We start from the raw sequence: 22522 nt of genomic DNA, 5'->3' as shown, positions 1-22522 counted from the left end.
ACGGCCGCGGCGGCGCTCAGCGCCAGCGGTACTCGTGCTCCGGCCGGCCCGCACCGCCGTAGCGCGGCACCCGGTCGGCGAGCCCGCCGTCGGCGAGGTACTCCAGGTACCGGCGCGCGGTGATCCGGGAGACGCCGATCGCCGCGGCGAGCTCGGCCGCGGACAGCCCCTGCGCGCCGCGCAGCGTGGCCACCACCGTGTCCAGCGTCTCCCGGCCCATCCCCTTGGGCAGCGGGGCCGACCGGGACGGGCGGGCCGAGCCGAGCGCCCGGTCGACGTCGTCCTGCCCGGCCACCTCCCCTCCCCCGCGCAGCCGGTCGCGGTACTCGGCGTAGGCGGCCAGCCGGTCGCGCAGCGCCGGGTAGGTGAACGGCTTGAGCAGGTAGCCGACGACGCCCTGCGCCGCGGCCGCCCGCACGGTGGCGAGCTCCCGCGCCGAGGTCACCGCCAGCACGTCGACGTCGGCGCCCGCGCCGCGGATCCGCCGGCACAGGTCCAGCCCATGCGTGTCGGGCAGGTTCATGTCCAGCAGCACCAGGTCGACCGGCACCCGGGCCAGCGCGTCCAGCGCGAGCGCGCCGGTGCCGGCCACGGCCGCGGTGACGAAACCCGGCGTGCGGTCGACGTAGGCGCGGTGCGCCTCGGCGGCCACCGGCTCGTCCTCCACCACGAGCACCGCGATCGTCACCGGGCCAGCTCCGCGGGGGTCCGCAGCGGCAGCGACACCTCGAAGACCGCGCCGGCACCCGGCCGGACGGCGAGGGTGCCGCCCAGCCGGCGCACCGCCTGCGCCACGAGGGCGAGCCCCAGCCCGCGCCCGAGACCCGCCGGGGCGGCGGTCGACTCCTTCGTCGTCCACCCGCGCTGGAAGACGTGCGCCAGGTGCTCCTCGGGGATGCCCGGCCCGGTGTCCTCGACCCGGATCTCCAGCCGGTTCCCTTCGGTCCACACGGCGACCTGTACCTCCCGCGGCGGGTTCCCGGCGAGAGCCGCGTCGACGCCGTTGTCCACGAGGTTGCCGAGGATGGTGACCATGTCGCCGGCCGGCAACCCGGTGGCCCCGACTGAGGTGATCGGGTCGATCTCGAGCTGCACGCCGCGCTCGTGCGCCGCCGCGGCCTTGCCGAGCAGCAGGGCCGCGAGCACCGGCTCCTCCACCGCTGCGACGACCCGGTCGGTGAGCCGCTGGGCGCTCTCCAGCTGCGCGGTGGCGAACTCCACGGCCTCACCGGTGCGCCCGAGCTCCACGAGGGAGACGGTCGTGTGCAGCCGGTTGGCGGCCTCGTGCGCCTGGGCGCGCAGTGACTCGGCGAAGGCCCGCACGCTGTCCAGCTCACCGGTGAGCGCCTGCAGGTCGGTGTGGTCCCGCAGGGTGACCACGGTGCCCGCGCGGCGGCCGCCCGGGCGCGTGGCGGCCTGGTTGACCACCAGCACGCGGGTGCCGGTGACGTGCACCTCGTCGACGGCCGGCGCCTGGCCGAGGAGCAGCTCGGTGAGCTCGGCGGGCAGCCCGAGGTCCTCGACCCGGCGGCCGGTGGGGTCGTCGTCGAGCGCGAGCAGCCGGCGCGCCTCGTCGTTGGCCAGCTGCACCCGGCGCTCCCCGTCGACGAGCAGGAGGCCCTCGCGGACCGCGTGCAGCACCGCCTCGTGGTACTCCAGCACCCGGCCGATCTCCCGTGCGGACAGGTCGTGGGTCTGGCGCCGCAGCCGGCGGGACAGCGCCCAGCTGCCGGCCGCCCCGACGGCCAGGGCGGCCAGCGCGGTGCCCACGACGCCGGGGAGCGCGCGGGTGAGGTCGCTCCCGATCCGGTCGACCGTGATGCCGGCGGAGATCAGCGCGACGACGTCGCCGTCGGGGCCGACCACGGGGCCGGTGGCCCGCACCGACGGGCCGAGCGTGCCGGTGTAGGTCTCGGTGAAGGTGCGGCCGGCCAGGGCGGGCGCGACGGTGCCGAGGAACGGCCGGCCGATCTGCGCCGGGTCGGGGTGGGTGTACCGGGTGCGGTCGGGGGCCATGACGGTGATGAAGGCGACGCCCGCGCCGGCGCGCACCCGCTCCACGTAGGGCTGCAGCACCGCCGTCGGGTCGGGCCCCCCGACCGCGTCGAGGACCAGTGGCGAGGCGCGCAGCGCCTCGACCACCGCCGTCGCCCGCGCCTCCGCCTGCTCGCGGACCGCCTGCCGGGCGTCGATCCAGGCGACGACGGCGGAGGTCAGCACCACGACGGCGACGACCAGCGCCTGCAGCAGCAACAACCGGCGGGCCAGGCTGGGGTCCCGGCGGCCGCGGACGGACGACGACCCGCGCTTCGGCACCCGTCGAGTGTCCCGCCCCACCTGGGCTGCAGCGGTCCCGGTGAACGTAATGAACAAATGCGTGACCCCCGTCACCCGCTCCCGGAGAGTTCGCCGCACCACCTCTCCGGGGCCCGCGCACCCCCGGCCGACTCCACAGGAGCAGACATGGCCACAGGCACCGAAGCCGCCAGCCCCCGCGCTGAGCGGCGGGACCGCACGCACTGGCTCTACCTCGCCGTCATCGCCGCCGTCGCCCTCGGCATCGCGGTCGGCTTCGCCTTCCCCGAGTTCGCCACCGGGCTGAAGTGGATCGGCACCGCGTTCGTCGGGCTGATCAAGATGCTGATCGCGCCGGTCATCTTCTGCACGATCGTGCTGGGCATCGGCTCGATCCGGCAGGCGTCCAAGGTCGGCCGGGTCGGCGGGCTGGCACTGGCCTATTTCCTGCTGATGTCCACCGTCGCGCTGGCCATCGGCCTCGTGGTCGGCAACGTCCTGCACCCCGGGGAGGGCCTGCAGCTCAACGAGTCGCTGGCCGGCCGCGGCGCGGAGCTCGCCTCGACCGCCGAGGAGAGCGGCGGCACCACCGACTTCGTCCTCGGCCTCATCCCGACCACGCTGCTCTCCGCCCTCACCGACGGATCGGTGCTGCAGGCCCTGCTCGTCGCGCTGCTGGTCGGGTTCGCGCTGCAGGCGATGGGCCGCGCGGGTGAGCCGATCCTGCGCGGCATCGGCCACCTCCAGAAGCTGGTCTTCCGGATTCTCGCCATGGTCATGTGGGTGGCCCCGATCGGCGCCTTCGGGGCGATCGCGGCGGTCGTCGGCGAGACCGGCATGGACGCGCTCAAGAGCCTGGCGATCATCATGCTGGGCTTCTACGCCACCTGCATCGTCTTCGTCTTCGTCGTCCTCGGCCTGCTGCTGCGGGTGGTGTCCGGCGTCAACGTCCTCAGCCTGCTGCGCTACCTGGGCCGGGAGTTCCTGCTCATCGTCTCCACCTCCTCCTCCGAGACCGCGCTGCCGCGGCTGATCGCGAAGATGGAGCACGCCGGGGTGAGCAAGCCGGTGGCCGGCATCGTGGTGCCCACCGGGTACTCGTTCAACCTGGACGGGACGGCGATCTACCTGACCATGGCCTCGCTGTTCATCGCCGAGGCCCTCGGCGACCCGCTGTCCCTCGGGGAGCAGATCGGCCTGCTGGCCTTCATGATCATCGCCTCGAAGGGCGCGGCCGGGGTCACCGGCGCCGGCCTGGCCACGCTGGCCGGCGGGCTCGCCGCCCACAAGCCGGAGCTCCTGGACGGCGTCGGCTTCATCGTCGGCATCGACCGGTTCATGTCCGAGGCCCGGGCACTGACCAACTTCGCCGGCAACGCGGTCGCCACGGTGCTGGTCGCCACCTGGACCAAGGAGCTCGACCGTCCCCAGCTGGAGGCCGCGCTCTCCGGTCGGGCGCCGTTCGACGAGTCCACGATGCTCGACCCGCACGACCTCGAGGAGCCGGCGTCGGCGTCGAACGCCGGACCCGGCCAGCAGGACGCCGGCAGCGCCCAGCGCGCGGCGGCGCTCTCGCACTGACGAGCACGCCGGGCCGTGAGTGATCACGGCCCGGCGTGGGCAGGGTGAGTGAGGAAGACGGCGCCGCTCCGGGAGACCGGAGCGGCGCCGTCGGTCGTCCAGGACGCCCATGACGTCCGAAATGGCCCGCAGATGCGTTTACAACGTAAACGGCGGGGCTACTCAACTGATCGGCGGACGGCCGGCAGGGCTCGGCCCAGCCGTCCGAGACAACCGGAACCATTACTGGGAGGACGCCCATGATCTCGCAGCAGGACATCAACACCATCATCGGCAGCAACGCCATCGACACCGACGGCGACAAGCTCGGCAAGGTGGGCCAGGTCTACCTCGACGACCAGACCGGCCGCCCGGAGTGGGCAACGGTCTCCACCGGCCTGTTCGGCACCTCGGAGACCTTCGTGCCGCTGGCCGAGGCGCAGATCGCCGACGGCACCCTGCGCGTGCCGTATCAGAAGGCCAAGGTCAAGGACGCCCCGCGCGTCGACGCCGACGGCCACCTCTCCCCCGAGCAGGAGGAGCAGCTCTACCGCTACTACGGCGTGGGCAACGGCACCGCCGGCTACGACACCACCGCCGGCTACGACACGACGACCGGCACCGCGGGCCAGGGCCTCGCGGCCGGCACCGGCCTGGGTCGCGACCGGGACGGCAACGGCGTCCGTGACGACCTCGAGGGTCGCACCGTCGGCCACGACACCTCCGGCCCGACCACCGACGACGCCATGACCCGCTCCGAGGAGCGGCTGAACGTCGGCACCGAGCGGGTCGAGGCGGGCCGCGCCCGGCTGCGCAAGTACGTCGTCACCGAAGACGTGACGACGACGGTCCCGGTCTCCCGCGAGGAGGTCCGGATCGAGCGCGAGCCGATCACCGACGGCAACGTCGGCGCGGCGCTGGACGGCCCGGCGATCTCCGAGGAGGAGCACGAGGTCGTCCTGCACGCCGAGCGCCCGGTGGTCGACAAGGAGGCCGTGCCGGTCGAGCGCGTCCGCCTGGACACCGAGACGGTCACCGAGCAGCAGCAGGTGACCGACACGGTGCGCAAGGAGCAGATCGACACCAACACCGACGGCACCACGCGGGGCACCGACCGCCGCTGACGCCGCAGGAGAGTGCCGTCGCCGTCGGTGAGGGGGAGGCCGACGGCGACGGCGCTCCGGCGGGACGACGTCCCGCCGGTTCGTCAAGTCCGGTGAGGCCCAGGGGTCTCCTGGGGCCGGTGGTGCGTCCCGGTAGGCGTGTCGCCCCACCGGGACGCCGTCGTCTCACATCTTGTGCCCATGGGCTTCACCTACCGCACGGCCCGCGCCGTGATGATGGTCGGATCGCTCAGCGACCCGGCCGGCCGGCAGGCGCGGCTGATCGGCCCCGCGCACGCGACCCTCGGCCTGAGCGGCGCCCGCGGCCGCATCGCGCTCTGCGGCGTCTACGTCGCCCGCGACGAAGAGGTGCCCTGGCCACCGCAGGCCGAGGTCTGCGACAGCCTCTGCCCCGCCTGCAGCGAGCTCGCCCTCCTCTGACCCACCTCGCCGGCCGGGACGAGGAACCACCAGGCACCTGACGTCACAGCCGTCCCAGCCTCGGTGCGCCGGACCGGACCGGTCCGTCCGACCAGGTACACAAGGTCCATGGGGAACGCCGCCGATCCGCAGCCGGCCGCCGCCGCGCACGTCGCACCGCTGACGCCGCCCGTGGCGATCGAGCTGAGCGTCACCCCGGTCCTCAGCCAGGCACTCGCCCACACCGGCGTCCCGGTCGTCCCCCGCCTGTCGCTGCGCAGCACGGGCTGCGCAGTCCGGGGCGCCGTCGTCCGGCTGACCGTGCAGGACGCCGAGGGACCGCTGGGCGCGGCCGTCGAGCGCCGGGCCGACCTGGCCGCGGAGCACCCCACCGTGCTCAGCGACGCCGGTCCGACCCTCGCCCCGGCCGCACTGGCGCGGGTTGCCGAGCGGCGACCCGGCTGGGTCCACGTCGAGGTCGAAGCCGACGGGCAGGTGCTCGCCCAGCGCCGGGTCCCGGTGCAGGTGCTGGCCGGGGGCCAGTGGCTGGCGACCCCCCTCCCCCTCGCCCTGGAGCTGCTCGCCACGCACGTCCGGCCGCAGGACCCGGCGCTCGCCGCGCTCGTGGCGGACGCCGCGGCGCTGCTCGAGGAGGGCACCGGCAGCGGCAGCATGCCCGGCTACGGCGAGGGCCCGGAGCGGGTGGACGAGGTCGTCGACGCGCTGGCCTGGGCCCTGCGCCGCTGCTCGGTCCGGCGCACCCCGTCGCCGGCCAGCTGGTCCGAGGAGGGCCAGGTCGTGCGCAGCCCGGGCCAGGTCCTCGGGGAGCGGTCCGGGACCGCGCTCGACCTCGTCCTCACCCTGGCCGCCGCCTGCGAGCGGGTCGGCATCCGGCCGCTGCTGTGGATCGTCGACGGGCACGCCTTCCTCGGCCACTGGCGGGAGGAGCGCAGCGCGGCCACGACGGCGACCACCGACGTCGCCGCGCTCCGCGACGCCGTCGACCAGGGGCTGCTGCGGCTGATCGAGACCACGATCCTCACCGAGGGCGCCGAGGACGCCGCCGACCTGCAGCACCCGGCCTACGCCGCCTGGCTGGCCGGCGACCTGTACCGGGTCCTCGGCGTCACCGACGTGCACCGGGCCCGCGAGGACGGCGTGCTGCCGCTGCCCTCCGGAGCCCCCGCGGACGCCGCGCCCGAGCCGCCGGCCGGGCAGATGCCCCCCGCCACGCCGCTGAACGACCTGATGGACCTGTCCGGGTGCGACGTCCTGCCGCTCACCCTGCCCGGCACGGCCCTCCCCGTGCTCACCGAGCTGCTGCGCGGCGGGGCCACCCTCACCCTGCTGGACGGCGACGAGCCGACCGCGGAGCTGCGCGAGCACTGGGTCCGCGCCGCCGCCGAGCTGCCCGCGGAGACGCTGAGCGGGCTGCTCACCGAGCAGCGCACCGCGCACCTCGCCGTCCCCGCCGCCGAGGCCGCGCCCCGGCGGGAGCTGCTGGTGCGCCGGACCCGGGACGTGCTGGAGCGCACCGGCGTCAACGAGCTGCACCTCGCGCTGGGCACGCTGGTCTGGGCGGAGGACGGCCGGCCGATGCGCTCGCCGCTCTACCTGCTCCCCGTGCTGCTCTCCCCCGCGCCGGACGGCCGCGGTGCCCGGCTCTGCCTGGACGAGGCCGGCACCGGCTCACCGAACCAGGCTCTGCTGGAGCACCTGGCGCAGGTGCACGGGCTCACCGTGCCCGGCCTCGGCGACCCGGACGACGACGCCGGCCCGGACCTCGCCGCCACCCTCGCCGCGGTCGGCCGGGCGCTGACAGCGCACGACCTGCCGTGGTTGATCGAGCCCACCGCCGACCTGGCCGTGCTGCCGCTGGCCGCCCAGCGGGTGGCCCGGGACGTCGCCGCCCACCGCGACGAGCTCGCTGCGGCGCCGCTGGTCGCCCGCCTGCTCGGCACCGACGAGGAGCCGCTGCCCGCCCTCTCCGCGGCCCCCGTGCCGGCGGCGCTCGACGAGCTGGCCGCCGCCTGCCCGCTGCCCGCCGACGGCGCCCAGCTGCGGGCCGTGGCCGCGGCGCTGGCCGGGGACACCTTCGTCCTCGAGGGCCCGCCGGGCACCGGGAAGTCCCAGACCATCACCAACCTGCTCAGCCGCGCGGCGGCCCGGGGCACCCCGGCGCTGTTCGTGGCGGCCAACCGGACGGCGCTGGACGTCGTCGCCCGCCGCCTGGAGTCCGTGGGACTGCGGCCGCTCACGCTGGACCTGCACGGGACCGGCGGCCGGCCGGCCGCGGTCCGCGCCCAGCTGCGCGCGGCGCTGGACGCGACGTTCGAGCTGGACGTCGCCGGGCTGGCCGCCGACACCGAGGTCCTGCACCAGTCGCGGCAGGCGCAGGCCCGCTACGCCGAGCAGCTGTCGGCCACGAACCCCGCCGGGACCAGTTTCGCGTCGGCACAGCGGGCCCTCCTCGCCGCCGGCACCGAGGTCGCGGCGCTGCCGGTGCCCCTGGCCTTCGCCGCCGACGCCGACGCCGACACCGTGACCGGCGTGCGCCGGGCGCTGGCCCTGCTGCCGGACATCGCCTCCCGGGCCCATCCGGCCGTCGGGCACGGCTGGGGTTTCATCGACACCGTCGAGGTCGACATCGACGCCGTCCAGCAGGCGGCGCTGGCGGTGGACACCGCGGTCCGGGAGCTGCCCGCCGACGGCGCGCTCGCCGCGGTGCTGCGGGCGGCCTCCACCCCCGAGGACCTCGCCGCGATCACCCACGTGCTGGCCGGCCCCCGGCTGCCGCTCGACGTGCTCGACGAGGTGCGCACGGACCGCTGGACGGCGGCGACCGACGACCTGCTCGCCGAGGTGGCCGCCCTGGTGGCCGCCGAGCACCCAGGGTTGGACGTGGCCACCCCGGCCGCGCTCGACCTCCCGCTGGGCGACCTGTTCGTCCAGGCGCAGACCGCCGCCGCGAGCAGCCTGATCGGCCGCCGGACCCGGCTCGCCGCGGTCCGCGACCAGCTCGCGCCGGCGCTGCGGCCCGGCGCCGGGGTGCGCACCAAGGACGTGCCCGAGCTGACCGCCGCGCTGCGCCGGGTGCAGGGGACGGTCCAGTCGATCGCCCAGCGCGCGTCCGCCGTTCCGGGCCTGCAGGTGCCGGCCCGCTGGAACCCGTTCCTCGACGACGGCCACCTGCTGCTGGACGCCGAGGTGCGCTGGCTGCGGCGGGCGGCGGCGTCGATCGCCGGGGACGGCGACTTCCCCCGCGGGCTGCGCCGTTTCCTCGCCACCGGCCCGGTCGCCGACCCGGCCGCGGCGCGCACCGTCGTCCGGCTGCGGAACACCGTCCGCCACCTGCTGACGGTCTGCGCCAGCAACTCCGCCCTGCTGGACGAGTGGTCCGGGAACTCGGGCCTGGTCCTGCACTGGACGATGACCCGGCCCGAGCGCGGGGTGGAGTACGTGCACCCGATGTCCCTGCGCCGGTGGGTAAGCCTGCTGGACACCCTCGAGCCGCTGCGCCTGGCCGGGCTCGCCGAGGCCCGCCGGCTGCTGCTGCACGGCCTGCTGCCGGCCGAGGACGCGGTCCGCGCCTTCGAGCGCGGCCTGGCCGAGGCGTCGCTCGCCGAGCGCGCCGCCGTCACCGGGCTGGACGCCTTCCACCCGGGCCGCCACGAGGCCACGGCCATCCGGCTGCCCGCGGCGGCCGGGGCGGTGCGCTCCCGGCTGACGGCCGCGCTGCCGGCCGCGGCGCTCGCCGCCCGCCGCCTGGACGGCGGCACCGACGGGGACGGCGGCTCCGCCGGGACCGGCGGCCGGCTGGGTGCGCTGCGGGGTGAGCTGACGGGCCAGGGTCGCGGCTTGGGGCTGCGCGGTCTGCTGTCCACCTACGGCGAGCTGGTCACCGCGGCGATGCCCGTCGTGCTGGCCACCCCGGACTCGGTGGCCCGCTTCCTGCCGCCGACCGCGGACCTGTTCGACCTGGTCGTGGTGGACGAGGCTTCGCAGCTGCCGGTCGCGGAGGCGCTGGGCGCGCTGGGCCGGGCCCGGTCCGCGGTCGTCGTCGGGGACAGCCGGCAGCTGCCGCCGTCCACCGCCGAGGACGACGGCCTGCTCGCCGCCTGCCTGCGGGCCGGCGTGCCGCGGCTGGAGCTGTCCTGGCACTACCGCAGCCGGGACGAGCTGCTCATCGCCTTCAGCAACGCGCTGCACTACGGCGACCGGCTGCGCTCGTTCCCCGCGCCGTCCGCCGGCCGGAACGCGATCTCCCTCCTGCAGGTGCCGGGCCGCTTCATGCGGGCCGGCCGGGAGCGTGACACCAACCCGGGTGAGGCCGCGGCCGTCGTGGCCGAGGTGCGGCGGCGGCTGGCCACCGACCCGGCCTCCTCGTTCGCCGTCGTCACGCTCACCGGCGCGCAGCGGACGCTGGTCGAGCGGCTGCTGCGGACCAGCGGCGACGAGCGGGTGCTCACGGCCCTGGACGGCGCCGCGGACGAGCGGCTGCTCGTGCGCCAGGTGGCGGCTGTGCAGGGCGAGGAGCGGGACGTCGTCCTGCTGTCGATCGGCTTCGGCCCGGACGGGGACGGCGGGGTGCCGCTGGACCTCGGCCCGCTGAGCCGGGCCGGTGGCGAGCGCTGGCTCAACGTGGCGGTCACCCGGGCCCGGCGGCAGGTCGTCGTGGTGACGTCCTTCGCGCCGGACCAGCTGCCCGCCGAGGAGACCGCGGCCGCCGGGGTGCGGCACCTGCGGGCGTACCTGGAGCTCGCGGCGCGGGGCGTCGAGGCGCTGCCCCGGGGCGCCCGGGCCGCGGGGGAGCTGGACCTGCACCGGGAGGACGTCGCCGCCGCACTGCGGGAGCGCGGCCTCGTGGTGCGCACCGACGTCGGGCTCTCCGGCCTCCGGGTCGACCTCACCGTCGCTTCCCCCGGCGCTCCGGGCACCCCGGTGCTGGCCGTGCTGCTGGACGGTCCGGAGTGGGCCGGGCGGGACACCGTCGGCGACCGGGACGTCGTGCCGGTCGAGGTGCTGCGCGGCCGGCAGGGCTGGCCCGCGGTGGAGCGGGTCTGGCTGCCGACCTGGACCGCCGACCGCGCGGGCGTGGTCGACCGGCTGGCCGCCGCGGTGGGGTCCGTGCCGCTCCCCGAGCAGCCGGCCACCGAGCTCACCGTTCCCGAACTGCCCGTTGCGGAGCTGCCCGTCGCGGAGCCGGTGGTCGCCGAGGTCGAGTCCGAGGTGGTCGAGGCCGAGTTCTACGACGGTCCCCTCGCCGAGGTGCTCCCCTTCCGGCGGTCGACCGCCCCGGCCAGCACCGAACCGCCCGTCGATCCCGAGACGGCCGTTCCCGATCCCGAGCCCGTCGGTCCCGCGCCGGAGGACGTTCCCGCGGGAACGGCCGAGGAGGACCCGGCGCCGGCGGTCAGGCGTGCCGCCCGCAGGACGGCCGCCAAGTCGGAGCAGGCGCCGCTGGACGACGAGCAGCCGTTCGTCGCCTGGACGCCGAAGCCCGCCGGGGAGAAGCAGCAGCTGGACCAGCTGAAGGACCCGACGGTCGCCAAGGCCGTGCGGCGGGTGCTCAACGCCGGCATCCGGGCCGAGGGACCGGTGCACCGCGACCGGCTGGCCCGGCTCACCGCGGGCGCGTTCGGGCTGACCCGGGTGACCGAGTCCCGCCGCGACGCGCTGCTGGGGCTGCTGCCGCCGTCCGCTCTCGACGGCGACTACGTCTGGCCGAAGGGCGTGGACAGGGACAGCTGGACCGGCTTCCGGCGCCAGGCGAGCAGCACCCTGCGGCCGCTGGAGCACGTGGCCCCCGAGGAGGTCGCCAACGCGATGGTGGCGCTGGCCCGGGCCGCCGACGGGCTCCCGGAGGACGCGCTGTTCACGGCCACCATCGGCGTGTTCGGCCACCGCCGCCGCACTCCCGCGCAGCAGCCGCTGCTGGAGGCCGCGCTGGCCCACGCCCGGGCCTCCGGCCGGCTGGCCGGAGAGCCGGACCGGCTCGTCCCCGCCTGACCCCTGGGGGACACTCCGGGCGGCGGCTGGCGTCGGCACGTCGCGACGGGCAACGGGAGGACGACGGATGACGGCCGGCACGCACGCGGGCGCGATCGCCACGGCGCTGGCCGCCGCGCTCCCCGCCGACCGGCTGGTCACCGACCCGGACGTGCTCGCGAGCTACGCGCACGACGACGCGGAGTGGGCGCCGTACGAGCTCCCGGTGGCGCTCGTGCGGCCGCGCACCGCCGAGGAGGTGCAGGCCGTCGTCCGGCTCTGCATCGAGCACCGCACGCCGGTGGTCCCGCGCGGCGCGGGCACCGGGCTGTCCGGCGGGGCGAACGCGACCGCGGGCTCGGTGGTGGTGAGCCTGGAGCGGATGGACGCGGTCCTCGAGGTCGACGAGCTCGAGCGCTTCGCGGTGGTCCAGCCCGGCGTGGTCAACGACCACCTGCGGGCGCACGTCGCCCGGTTCGGCCTCTGGTACCCGCCGGACCCGGCGAGCGCGCCCTGGTCGACGATCGGTGGGAACGTCGCGACCAACGCCGGCGGGGTGTGCTGCGTGAAGTACGGCGTCACCCGCGACTACGTGCTCGGCATGCAGGTGGTCACGGGCACCGGCGAGCTGGTGCGGCTCGGCCGGCGGACGGCGAAGGGCGTGGCCGGCTTCGACCTGACCGGGCTCATGGTGGGCTCGGAGGGCACCCTCGGCATCGTCACCGAGGTGACCGTGCGGCTGCGGCCGCTGCGCGAGCCCGAGCGGACGATCGCCGGGTACTTCGACTCCGTGGTCGACGCCGGCCGCGCGGTCACCGCCGTGGCCGCCGCGGGGCTCACACCCTCGGCGCTTGAGCTGGTCGACCGGCAGTGCCTGGCCGCGGTCGACGCCTGGAAGAACATGGGGCTCTCGGCCGATGCCGAGGTCGTGCTGCTCGGCCGGGTCGACACTCCCGGCGCCGCGGGCGACGCCGAGGCGACGGCGATGCTCGCCGCCTTCGAGGGCGCGGGCGCCACCTTCGCCGCGGTCAGCTCCGACCAGGCCGAGGCCGACGCGCTGTTCGCCGCCCGCCGGCTCGCCTACCCGGCGCTGGAGCGGCTGGGCCCGGTGCTCACCGAGGACGTCTGCGTGCCCAAGGGCGCCGTGCCGGAGATGCTCGCGCGCATCGAGGCGATCGCCGTCCGGCACGACACCCGGATCGCCAACATCGCGCACGCCGGGGACGGCAACCTGCACCCCTTGCTGATCACACCGCTCGGCAATGAGGCGGCGCGCGCCCGGGCGCAGCGGGCGTTCGAGGAGATCATCAGCGAGGCGCTGGCGCTGGGTGGCACCGTCACCGGCGAGCACGGCGTGGGACTGCTCAAGCGCGGCGGCCTGCGCGCCGAGCTGGAACCGGCGGTGCTGGAGATGCACCGCGCCGTGAAGGCCGCGCTCGACCCGCACGGCATCCTCAACCCCGGCAAGGTCATCTGACGGCCGGGGCCGGCCGGCGACCCGATCGGTCGCCGGCCGCAGACAGGCTCAGACGTGGCCGCGGCCCCGCCGCGGGGGCGGCGTTCCGCCGTTCTTCTTGCTCCGGAGCGAGGAGATCGCACTCTTGATCCGGCGCTGGTTCTCCGGCTTGCGCGCCTCGTCGATCGCCTTCTTCGCGAGGCCCGCCTTGGCCAGGCCGCTGAACAGTCCCATGGTCGTCTCCCGAACTCCTGATGTACCTGCGTGCTGTCCGTGATGCCCGATCCACGCGCGGCCAACCGGTGCGCACCGATCAGTGCTGCCGCCCATCCGTCCACCGCTGTCCGGGACGCTCGTGCTCTGAGTGCCCACGGCACTCAGAGCACGGGAATGGCGAGGACGACCTCAGGACGACGGGGTAAGCGCCCGCACCCGCTCGATGAGCTCGGTCGTGCAGACGGCGAGGAACCCGTCGGGGTCCGGGCCGGCGTTCTGCAGCACGAGGTGGTCGAAGCCGGCGTCGACGTAGGGCTGCGCCTGCTGCACGTGCGCGTCCAGGTCGGGCCCCACGGAGAACTGGCCCCTGATGTCGTCGGGCGTGACGGTGGCGCTGGCCGCGTCGAAGTTGACCGGGTTGGGCAGCTCGCTCATCACCGGCCAGCCGGTGAGCGCCCAGCGGCTCTTCTCCAGCGCCTCGGACACGGCGGCGTCCTCGGTCTCCGCCCAGGCCATCGGCACCTCGGCGTACCTCGGGCCGGTTCCGCCGTGCTCGGCGTACGCCTCGACCAGCTCGGCCTTGGGCTCGGTGGCGAACAGCCCGCTCGCGTGCTCGGCGGCGAGCTTGGACGCGCCCGGTCCGCCGCTGGCGACGGCGATCACCGGCAGCTGGTCGGGCAGGTCCCAGACGCGGGCGTCCTCCAGCGTGAGGTACTCGCCCTCGTAGGACTGGTACCCGCCCTGCCACAGCAGGTTGATGATCTCCAAGGCCTCCCGCAGCATGTGGTGCCGGATCCGCACCGCCGGCCAGCCGCCGCCCACGACGTGCTCGTTGAGCCGCTCGCCGGAGCCGATGCCGAGGGTGAACCGGTTGCGGGAGAGGATCTGCACGGTCGCCGCGGCCTGGGCGATGACCGCGGGGTGGTACCGGATCATCGGGCAGGTCACGCCGGTGGCCAGCCCGATGCGCTCGGTGCGGGCGGCCATCGCGCCCAGCAGCGACCAGGTGAAGGCGCTGTGCCCCTGACTCTCCAGCCAGGGGTGGTAGTGGTCGCTGAGCTCCACGAAGTCGAAGCCGGCCTTCTCGGCCGCCACCGCCTGCTCCACGACCTGCTCCGGACCGAACGCCTCGGTGGCGATCTTGTAGCCGACCTGCATGAGGATCCCCTCGTCGTCCGCGCTGTCCCGGTGCCCGTGCCCGGGGTGTCCAACCCGGAAACGGCGCGGAACGGCCCGCTCAGACGGGTACGTCCCCCAGTCCGGCGATCAGCGCGGGGGCGTAGCCGGCGGCCAGCAGCGGCGCGCTCACGTCGGCGTCCAGGTCCGGCAGGTAGCCCAGCAGGACGTCGGCCGGTCCCTCGACCTCCAGATCGCCGCAGGCCGCGGGCAGCAGCAGGGTCTCCCCCCGGCCCAGCGGCGCCGGCTCCCCACCCGCGGCGACGGTGACCGGCGGCCCGACGTTGCTGAGCACGACCGCCGTGTCGAAGGCGTGCCGCAGCGGCGCAGCGGTGCCGGCCGTCCACCGTTCGAGGGCGAAGAAGGGACCCGCGCACAGGAAGCGGCGGTCCACGCCGTCGTCCACGACGACGTCCAGGCCGGACCGGACGGCGGGGCGCGCGGCGGGGTCCCACGCGTCGACCAGGGCGTCGAGGGCGGCCTGCCACCGCTCGTCGTCGATCGGCGAGCCGTCGGCCGGCTGCCAGTGCATGGCGTGCTGCTGGAGGTCCGAGGTCTGCGAGATCTCGTACACCAGCGTGTCCGGCCCGAAGCTGTGCGGGGTGCCGCCGGGTACGTACACCGTCTGCCCGGCGGACACCGGCAGCCGCCGGAGCACCGCGTCGAAGTCCTGCGCCTCCAGCGCCCGGCGGAACTCCGTGGCGGTCACGCCGGCTCTGGTACCGCACAGCACGGTGGCGCCCGGGCCGGCCCGCAGGACGTGCCAGGCCTCGGTCCTGCCGCGCTCGGCGCCCTCGAGCCGCTCGGCGGCCGCGTCGTCGGGGTGCAGGTGCACCGGCAGCGTCCCGGCGGCGTCGATGAACCTGGCGAGCAGCGGGAACCGCTCGCCGCGCCAGCCGCGGCCCATCAGCTCGTCGGGGTGGTCGTGGACCAGCTCCCGCAGCGACGTCCCGGCATGGTCACCGCTGGTGACGACGGCCACCGCCCCGTCGACGTCGCTGACCTCCCAGGTCTCCCCGATCGCCCAGTCGGGCAGCCCGGACCTGCCCAGGTGCTGCGCGATGGCGTGCCCGCCGAAGACCATCGGCCGGGCGGCCGCGGTGAGGCGCAGCGGGTGGTACAGCCGACCGGTCACGGGACCTCCTCTGGACCAGGTGCTGACAGCACGACGCTGACCCGGCGCGAGCGTCTCCGCAAGAGGCCCGGACCCGGCGCCCGCACAGCGAACCCCCAGCCGGTGTGCACGTGACCCTCAGGCTGGGGCGGGACCGTCGGGGTCCTCGGCTCGGAGGAGGCCTCGTGCGCATCTCACTGTTCGGCCTGATCTACCTGGCGGTGGGCGTGGTCGTCGCCCTCACGAACGGCTACAACTCGGTGGCCGGCGTCTCGGAGGCGCTGTCGCTGGTGGTCGCGGTCATCCTGTGGCCCGCCGTGCTGCTGGGCGTCGACCTGCACCTGCCCTCGATCACGACCTGACCCCGGCGAGCAGCCCGGCGAGCCGGTCGAGGAAGGGGACCTGGCCCTTCACCAGCTTGACCCGCGCCTGCTCGAGCGGGAACCAGGCCGCCCGGTCGATCTCGGGGAACTCCTGCAGGCGGCCCGAGCGCGGCGGCCACTCGATCGTGAAGGTGTTGCTGCGCGCCGCGGACGCGTCCAGGTCGCCCTCCGCGGTCCAGATGCGCAGCAGCTTCGCGCCGGCCCGGAGCTCCCCCAGCGGCAGCAGCTCCTCAGCCGGCACCGGAGCGCCGAGCTCCTCCTCGAACTCGCGGTGCGCGACGGCCAGCGGGTCCTCCTCCGGCCCGTGCTCGCCCTTGGGGATCGACCACGCGCCGTCGTCCTTGCGCGCCCAGAACGGGCCGCCCATGTGCCCGAGGAGCACCTCGCGGACGCCGCCCGCGGTCGCACGGTGGAGCAGGACGCCGGCGCTGGTCCTCGGGGGCACGCCGTCCACCCTCACCGTCCGATCCGCACGCGTCCACCCCGACCGCGCGGGTAAGGGACGCGACCATGGAGAGGATCAGCGACCGCCTGCTGAACTGGGCGTCCATCCTGGAGCCGGCCACCCGCGAGCAGGCCGAGCGCACCGCCGCGATGCCGTTCATCCACCCGCACCTGGCGCTGATGCCCGACGCGCACCTGGGCAAGGGGGCGACCGTCGGCTCGGTGATCCCCACGGAGGGCGCGATCATCCCCGCCGCGGTGGGCGTCGACATCGGCTGCGGGATGATGGCGGTGCGCACCCAGTTCGACGCCGCCGAGCTGACCGGCCGCGACCTGGACACGCTGCACGCGCAGATCTCCCGGGCCGTCCCGCTCTCGGCCGGTCGGTACAACAAGAAGGTGCTGCCCACCGCCGAGCCGCGGGTCGCGGAGCTGCGTGGCCTGCCCGGCGTCGCCCAGGCCGACGGGGCGGCGCCGAACTGGCCGCTGCAGCTCGGGTCGCTCGGCTCGGGCAACCACTTCATCGAGGTGTCCCTGGATGAGCGGGACCGGGTCTGGCTGTTCCTGCACTCCGGGTCCCGCGGGGTCGGCAACAAGCTCGCCTCGGTGCACATCCGCCGCGCTCAGGAGTGGTGTCGCGCCCGCCGTATCGAGCTCGCCGACCGGGACCTGGCCTACCTGGAGGAGGGCACGCCGGAGTTCGACGCCTACATCGAGGCGCTGCACTGGGCGCAGCGGTTCGCCTACCTGAACCGCGAGGAGATGATGGACCGCGTCGTCGCGCAGGTAGGCCGGTTCCTCCGCACCGACGTCCAGCGGTTGGAGACGGTGAACTGCTTCGCCGGCGAGACACTGGTCATGACACGCGCTGGTGCCCGTCCGATCGAGGCGCTCGCCGGCGGGGAACACGAACTGCTGACAGCCGGGGGCGAGTGGGTCAAGGCACCCGTGAGGTCCTTCGGGCGCCAAGAGGTCAGCGAGGTCGTCCTCAGTCGCTGTGGGGTGCTCAAGACGATCAGGGCGACGGCGGAGCACCGATGGTTGGTTCGTTCCCGGCGTGGCCTGGAGTACGAGTCCAGCACGACCGAACTGCGGCCCGGGGACCGCCTGCAGTTCACTTTCCCTGGGCGCGTCCCTGGGCTCACGGTCGACCGCCTGTCAGCGGCGCGAGGCTTCGTGTTCGGAGATGGCACAGCCTTGGCCGGCGGCCGACGGTCCCTGGCCAACTTCTGTGCGGGAAAGGACCAGTCACTGTTGCCCCTCTTCCACGGAATCGGTCGGCCACCCCGGCGGTACGGGGATGTCACTCGCATCGATGGGCTGCCTGGTGCGTGGAAGACCTCGCGTCCCTCGCTCGACTCTCCGCCTGAAGAGCTGTACGGATGGCTGGCCGGATACTTCGCAGCCGACGGGGACGTCGACCGTAGCGGTCGACCGACCCTGGCCTCGGCCCGTCGGGACGACCTCGAGTTCGTGCGCCTCGCCTGCCAGGCCGTCGGTGTGGGCACCGTCGGGATCAGAACGCGTGTGAGACAGGGTCACGGTCATGCACCGTCAGCGCTACACCTGGTCGGGCTCATGCGGGGCGACCTCGATGCCGAGTTCTTCTTGATCCCCGAGCACCGCGCACGGTTCGAGACAGGCAGCAAGGCCGCCGAACGCCGCGGCTGGAACGTCGTGTCCGTGACCGGGACAGGCGAGACCACCGAGGTCTACTGCGCTGTGGTGCCTGGCACGCATTCCTTCGCGTTGAGCGACAACATCCTCACCGGGAATTGTCACCACAACTACACCGAGCGGGAGGAGCACTACGGCCGCTCGCTGTGGCTCTCCCGAAAGGGCGCGATCTCGGCGCGGAAGGGGCAGCCCGGGCTGATCCCGGGGTCGATGGGGACGGCGTCCTACGTCGTGACCGGCCGGGGCAACGTCGAGTCGCTGATGTCCTCGCCGCACGGCGCCGGCCGCAACCACTCGCGCAACGCCGCCCGGCGGCTGTTCACCCGCGCGGACCTCGACAAGCGGATGGCCGGGATCGCCTGGGGTCGCTCGAATGCGTTCCTCGACGAGCACCCCGACGCGTACAAGCCGGTGGACGTCGTGATGCGGGACGCCGCCGACCTGGTCGAGATCCGCCACACGCTGCGGCAGATCGTCAACGTCAAGGGCGACTGACGGGCCAGGGTTCCACCGGGCCTATGCCCAGCTGCGGCCCGCAGGTGCGGCCGGGCTCGAGGTCCTGCGGGCGGAAGTACACCGTCGAGGCGGTGACGTCGTCGCCGTAGGCCTCGGCGACCGTGGTGTCGACCGTGGTCGGCAGCGGCGGGTCCGACGCCTGGATCTGGAAGCGCACCACCCGGGTGAACTCGCAGTTCGCGCCGACCGACTCGATGCTGAACTCGATCGGCGGCCGGTCCACGCCGCGCCAGATGTTGTCCAGTCCGCCCGCGCCGGTCGAGCCCTCGACCAGGTCGATGACCCCGTCGTCGCCCTGGAGCTCGCCGGGCGCGTTCTGCCTGTGCACGTGCCCGGCCATCGTCTGCCGGATCACCCCGGGCAGCGCGTCCCGCAGCGCCTCGGCGGCGACCGGCTCGTGCGTGGCGAAGATGTCGACGGGGTCGACGGCCGGCTCGTCGCCGGCGGTGGTCCCGTCGGCGGGGGCGCCGTCCGGTGCGGCGGGAACGCCGTCCGGCGGCGGGGACGGCGTCGCGCCGGCCCGGTCGGTGTTCGCGGGCTCCCCGGCGGGTCCGGTGCCGAGCGCCTCGGCGACCGCCGCCCGCTGCAGCGGGTCGGTCAGCGCCGAGTCGTCGGCGCCGTACACGCCCGGCCCGCCGTAGACGCGCGGGTCCGGCAGCCCGGCGATGGTCAGCCCGAATGCCTGCACGAGGTCGGCGGTGACCCGGTACCCGTCGGCGGTGGCGGTCTTGCTGCCCAGCACGGTGACCCCGGGGACTGTGCGCATCGTCTGCACCGTCGCCGGCGAGTCGTGGTTGCCGGCCAGCCAGATCATCGGGGTGGTCGCGGTGACCGCCCGGATGGCCTCCAGGTAGGGCGGGGTGAGCTCGAAGCGGGTGCCGAACGCGCTCTCGTCACCGGCGTTGACGATCAGGTCGACGCCGTAGTTGGCCGCATACTGCGCGACCAGCGGGTAGTTGGCGGCCAGGTGCATGTCGGAGATGACCATGACCTGCAGCGCGGTCTCCGGAGCGGCGTCGTCCGCGATCTGCTCCTGCAGGGCGGCCTGGATGCCGATCACCGACCCGAGGACGTCGAAGGCCTTGTTCTGCTGGTCGTAGTACTGGCTCAGCTGGTCGGGGAAGAGCTGGGCGGCGGCGAGGCTGCCGGTCAGCCGGGACTCCCGAACCCAGGCGGGGTTGTAGGTGACCACGCCGTAGCCGGTCACCACCCCGAGGACGGCGACCGCGCCGGCCAGCTGCCGAGCCCGGTGCCGCAGCTCGCGCTCCCGCCGGCCCTGCCCGCGCAGGTAGCGCACGGACATGTTGATCGCGGCGGCGATGCCGAGCCCGAGCAGCACCCCGAGCAGGAACTCCCCCACCAGCCAGGCCGCGATCCGCGGGACCTGGCCGACGACGTCCGCCTGCAGCCGCTCCACGAAGCCGGGCACATTGCCGCCGGCCAGCCGGGTGAGGTGCAGGACGTCGACGTCCTCGGGTCGCAGGTGCACCCCGAACGGCACGCCGCTGACCGTCGGGAACTCCCAGCTGCCCAGCGTGGTGTCGGCACTGAGCCCGGGCCGGCTGAACAGCGACCCCTGCACCTCGAACGGGACCCCCCGCACGGTGGCGTGGTACGGGAACGCCTGCAGCACCGCCGCCGCGGTGGCCAGCGGAAGCGTGAGGCGCAGGACCCAGCGCAGCACGAGGGCCCCCACCCGGGCGAGCACCGCACGGACGCGGCCGGCGAGCTGCCGGGCGCGGTCACCGCGGGTGCTGGGGAAGGGCAGGGTCAGCTGCGCGTCGTCAGGGGTACCGGCCATCGCCACTGATCGTCCCCGACCGGGCCGCCCGCGTCGCGCACCGCCCCCGGCGGATCGCACGAAAGGGGCTGCCCGGCACGCAGTCGCGGATCGCGCCGTTGGCGCTACCGTTCCGCGCACGATGACCCTCGCCTCCCCGTCGAGATCTGCGTCCTGGGTCCGGTGCGGGCCACGGTCGTCGGCGAGCCGGCCGGCCTGGGTGGCCCCCGGCAGCGCTCGGTGCTGGCCATCGTGTCCGGCCTGGGCATCGCCGCCGCCGGTTGGGTGAGCTGACGTCCCGCCTGACCCCCTCCGATCCCGGCCCCCCGCTCCCGTGCACCCGGTCCGGGGCGTCCGCGCGCATCGACACCGGGGCGGTGGGTAGCCCGTCGTCGTGATGACGAGCGGAACGGTGGACGCCGGCGCGGCCGCACCGGAGGAGCCGACCGAGGCGGAGCCGACGTTCGACGAGCTCGGGCTCCGGCCCGAGCTGCTCGCGGCGCTGACCACGCTGGGGTACGAGGAGCCCACGCCCATCCAGCGGGAGGCGGTCCCGCCGCTCATCCAGGGGCGTGACCTGCAGGGCCAGGCGGCCACCGGCACCGGGAAGACCGCCGCGTACGCACTCCCCCTGCTGCAGCGGCTCGAGGCCGGGCGCAGGGCACCGGAGCCGGCGGCGCTGGTCCTGGTGCCCACCCGTGAGCTGGCCATCCAGGTGTCCGAGGCGCTCTACAAGTACGGCCGGGAACTCGGTGCGCGGGTGGTGCCCGTCTACGGGGGCCAGCCGATCGGCCGGCAGCTGCGGGCCCTGGACGGCGGGGTGGACGTCGTCGTCGCCACGCCGGGGCGGGCGCTGGACCACGTGCGCCGTTCGACGCTGCGGCTGGGCACGGTATCGACCGTCGTCCTGGACGAGGCGGACGAGATGCTCGACATGGGGTTCGCCGAGGACCTCGAGGCGATCCTGGACGAGACGCCGGCCGACCGGCAGACCGTCCTCTTCTCCGCGACCATGCCCCGCCGGCTCGACTCCCTCGCCCGCCGGTACCTGCGGGACCCGGTCCGCATCCAGGTGGCCCGCGAGCGCCCGGCGACCGGGGAGGCGCCGCGGGTCCGGCAGACCGCCTACGTGGTCCCGCGCGCCAGCAAGCCGACCGCGCTCGGCCGCGTGCTGGACATCGAGTCGCCCACCGCGGCGATCGTCTTCTGCCGCACCCGCGACGAGGTGGACCACCTCACCGAGACGCTCAACGGCCGCGGCTACCGGGCCGAGGCCCTGCACGGGGGCATGGGCCAGGAGCAGCGGGACCGGGTGATGGGCAGGCTCCGCGCGGGGACGACGGAGCTGCTGGTGGCCACCGACGTCGCCGCTCGCGGTCTGGACATCGACCAGCTGACTCACGTCGTGAACTACGACGTCCCCTCCGCGGCCGAGACCTACGTCCACCGGATCGGCCGGGTCGGCCGCGCCGGGCGGGAGGGCGTGGCGATCACCCTCGTCGAGCCCCGCGGCCACCGGATGCTGAAGACGATCGAGCAGGTCACCGGCTCCCCGATCGCCGTCGGGAAGCTGCCCACGGTCGCGGACCTGCGGGCCCGACGGCTCGAACTCACCCAGGCGGCCCTGCGCGAGAGCCTGCTCGAGGACGACCTGGACCGGTTCCGGGTCGTGGTCGAGACCCTCACCGACGAGTTCGACGTCATGGACGTCGCGCTGGCCGCGGTGAAGCTGGCGCACGAGGCCGGCGGCGGCACGGACGACGACGAGGAGGACATCCCGGACGTGCCGCTGCGCCCCGAGCGCAGCGATGCCCGGCGGCCCGACGGTCGAGGACGGCGCGACGACCGACGCGGCCCCTCGGCGAACACCGCCCGGATCTTCCTGGGCCTGGGGCGGAGCGCCGGCGTGCGGCCCGGTGACCTGGTCGGTGCGATCACCGGGGAGGCCGGGCTGCGTGGACGCGAGATCGGCGCGATCGAGATCGCCGACCGGTTCTCGGTGGTCGAGGTGCCGGAGGCAGCCGCCCGCGAGGTGATCGCCGCCCTGCGTGAGGCGACGATCCGGGGCCGGCGGCCCACGGTTCGGCGGGACCGGGACACCCGCAGCTGACCCGGGTCCGGACATGCCGAAACGGGGCCGCTGCTGTCGCTGTGGCCCCGTTTCGGGAATGGTTGTCCGGCGGTGTCCTACTCTCCCACCCCGTCTCCGGGGCAGTACCATCGGCGCTGAAAGGCTTAGCTTCCGGGTTCGGAATGGGACCGGGCGTTTCCCTTTCGCCATGACCGCCGTAACACTGTGGAACCGCCCCCCACCCCGGCACGCGGGTGGGGGGTGTTCGTTGTTCCAGAGCTGCACAGTGGACGCGTGACATCGAGCTCAAAAGGGCTGGATGG

15 protein-coding genes and 1 rRNA gene are annotated in these 22522 nt (G+C 74.9%); 8 read left to right on the top strand and 8 right to left on the bottom strand.

The genetic code is table 11. The annotated features are described in order from the left end of the window. Positions 1–16 precede the first annotated feature (16 nt). Together HK417_RS10270 and HK417_RS10265 are read right to left on the bottom strand one after the other, a co-directional pair. Complete coding sequence (locus tag HK417_RS10270) at positions 17–688, bottom strand: response regulator (RefSeq protein ID WP_308123492.1); 672 nt, start codon at positions 686–688, stop codon at positions 17–19. Next, complete coding sequence (locus HK417_RS10265) at positions 685–2316, bottom strand: sensor histidine kinase (protein ID WP_222266047.1); 1632 nt, start codon at positions 2314–2316, stop codon at positions 685–687. Before HK417_RS10265 ends, HK417_RS10270 begins: the two co-directional genes overlap by 4 nt. Before the next feature lie 147 nt (positions 2317–2463). On the opposite strand from HK417_RS10265, the gene HK417_RS10260 reads away from it, so the two are divergent. From HK417_RS10260 to HK417_RS10240, 5 genes are all read left to right on the top strand, one after another. Beyond that, positions 2464–3876, top strand: coding sequence for a cation:dicarboxylate symporter family transporter (locus HK417_RS10260; RefSeq protein WP_222266045.1), 1413 nt, complete (start codon positions 2464–2466; stop codon positions 3874–3876). A 239-nt stretch (positions 3877–4115) separates the two neighbouring features. After that, entirely contained in the window at positions 4116–4979 is an 864-nt protein-coding gene (locus HK417_RS10255; protein ID WP_222266043.1) for a DUF2382 domain-containing protein, read from the top strand. 180 nt (positions 4980–5159) lie between these two features. After that, a complete protein-coding gene (locus HK417_RS10250; RefSeq protein ID WP_222266041.1) occupies positions 5160–5399 on the top strand; it encodes a hypothetical protein in 240 nt (79 codons plus the stop codon). Between the two features lie 108 nt (positions 5400–5507). Then, complete coding sequence (locus tag HK417_RS10245) at positions 5508–11387, top strand: DUF3320 domain-containing protein (RefSeq protein WP_222266039.1); 5880 nt, start codon at positions 5508–5510, stop codon at positions 11385–11387. 67 nt (positions 11388–11454) lie between these two features. Continuing rightward, the gene (locus HK417_RS10240; protein WP_222266037.1) at positions 11455–12843 is read left to right on the top strand and encodes an FAD-binding oxidoreductase; all 1389 of its coding nucleotides are present in this window, start codon (positions 11455–11457) and stop codon (positions 12841–12843) included. A 48-nt stretch (positions 12844–12891) separates the two neighbouring features. Here HK417_RS10240 and HK417_RS10235 read toward each other — a convergent pair whose 3' ends face one another. From HK417_RS10235 to HK417_RS10225, 3 genes are all read right to left on the bottom strand, one after another. After that, positions 12892–13056: a hypothetical protein gene (locus tag HK417_RS10235; RefSeq protein WP_222266034.1), complete on the bottom strand. Its 165-nt coding sequence runs from the start codon at positions 13054–13056 to the stop codon at positions 12892–12894. Positions 13057–13227: 171 nt separating this feature from the next. Beyond that, the gene (locus HK417_RS10230; RefSeq protein ID WP_222266032.1) at positions 13228–14196 is read right to left on the bottom strand and encodes a TIGR03557 family F420-dependent LLM class oxidoreductase; all 969 of its coding nucleotides are present in this window, start codon (positions 14194–14196) and stop codon (positions 13228–13230) included. Positions 14197–14275: 79 nt separating this feature from the next. Continuing rightward, the gene (locus tag HK417_RS10225) at positions 14276–15349 is read right to left on the bottom strand and encodes a class I mannose-6-phosphate isomerase (RefSeq protein WP_222266030.1); all 1074 of its coding nucleotides are present in this window, start codon (positions 15347–15349) and stop codon (positions 14276–14278) included. 164 nt (positions 15350–15513) lie between these two features. On the opposite strand from HK417_RS10225, the gene HK417_RS10220 reads away from it, so the two are divergent. Next, positions 15514–15690: a hypothetical protein gene (locus HK417_RS10220; protein WP_222266027.1), complete on the top strand. Its 177-nt coding sequence runs from the start codon at positions 15514–15516 to the stop codon at positions 15688–15690. Here the strand turns inward: HK417_RS10220 and HK417_RS10215 are convergent. Further along, positions 15680–16156 carry an NUDIX domain-containing protein gene (locus tag HK417_RS10215; RefSeq protein ID WP_222266025.1) on the bottom strand — a complete coding sequence of 159 codons (477 nt, stop codon included), beginning with the start codon at positions 16154–16156 and terminating at the stop codon, positions 15680–15682. The genes HK417_RS10220 and HK417_RS10215 overlap by 11 nt on opposite strands. Before the next feature lie 65 nt (positions 16157–16221). Between HK417_RS10215 and HK417_RS25305 the strand changes: the two genes are divergently transcribed. After that, positions 16222–18327, top strand: a complete 2106-nt coding sequence (locus HK417_RS25305) for an RtcB family protein (RefSeq protein WP_261326324.1) — start codon at positions 16222–16224, stop codon at positions 18325–18327. On the opposite strand, the gene HK417_RS10200 is transcribed toward HK417_RS25305, so the two are convergent. After that, positions 18314–20149, bottom strand: a complete 1836-nt coding sequence (locus HK417_RS10200; RefSeq protein WP_222266024.1) for a metallophosphoesterase family protein — start codon at positions 20147–20149, stop codon at positions 18314–18316. The genes HK417_RS25305 and HK417_RS10200 overlap by 14 nt on opposite strands. A 376-nt stretch (positions 20150–20525) precedes the next feature. On the opposite strand from HK417_RS10200, the gene HK417_RS10195 reads away from it, so the two are divergent. Further along, positions 20526–22238: a DEAD/DEAH box helicase gene (locus tag HK417_RS10195; RefSeq protein WP_222266022.1), complete on the top strand. Its 1713-nt coding sequence runs from the start codon at positions 20526–20528 to the stop codon at positions 22236–22238. Between the two features lie 64 nt (positions 22239–22302). Here the strand turns inward: HK417_RS10195 and rrf are convergent. Next, positions 22303–22419, bottom strand: a 5S ribosomal RNA gene (gene rrf, locus HK417_RS10190). Between the last annotated feature and the right edge of the window lie 103 nt (positions 22420–22522).

Origin of the sequence: Modestobacter marinus (genome assembly GCF_019799945.1) — a bacterium.
Lineage (GTDB): Bacteria > Actinomycetota > Actinomycetes > Mycobacteriales > Geodermatophilaceae > Modestobacter > Modestobacter marinus_B.
The sequence above is the reverse complement of the archived record's forward strand: the minus strand, read 5'-3'. Positions and strand labels throughout refer to the sequence as shown.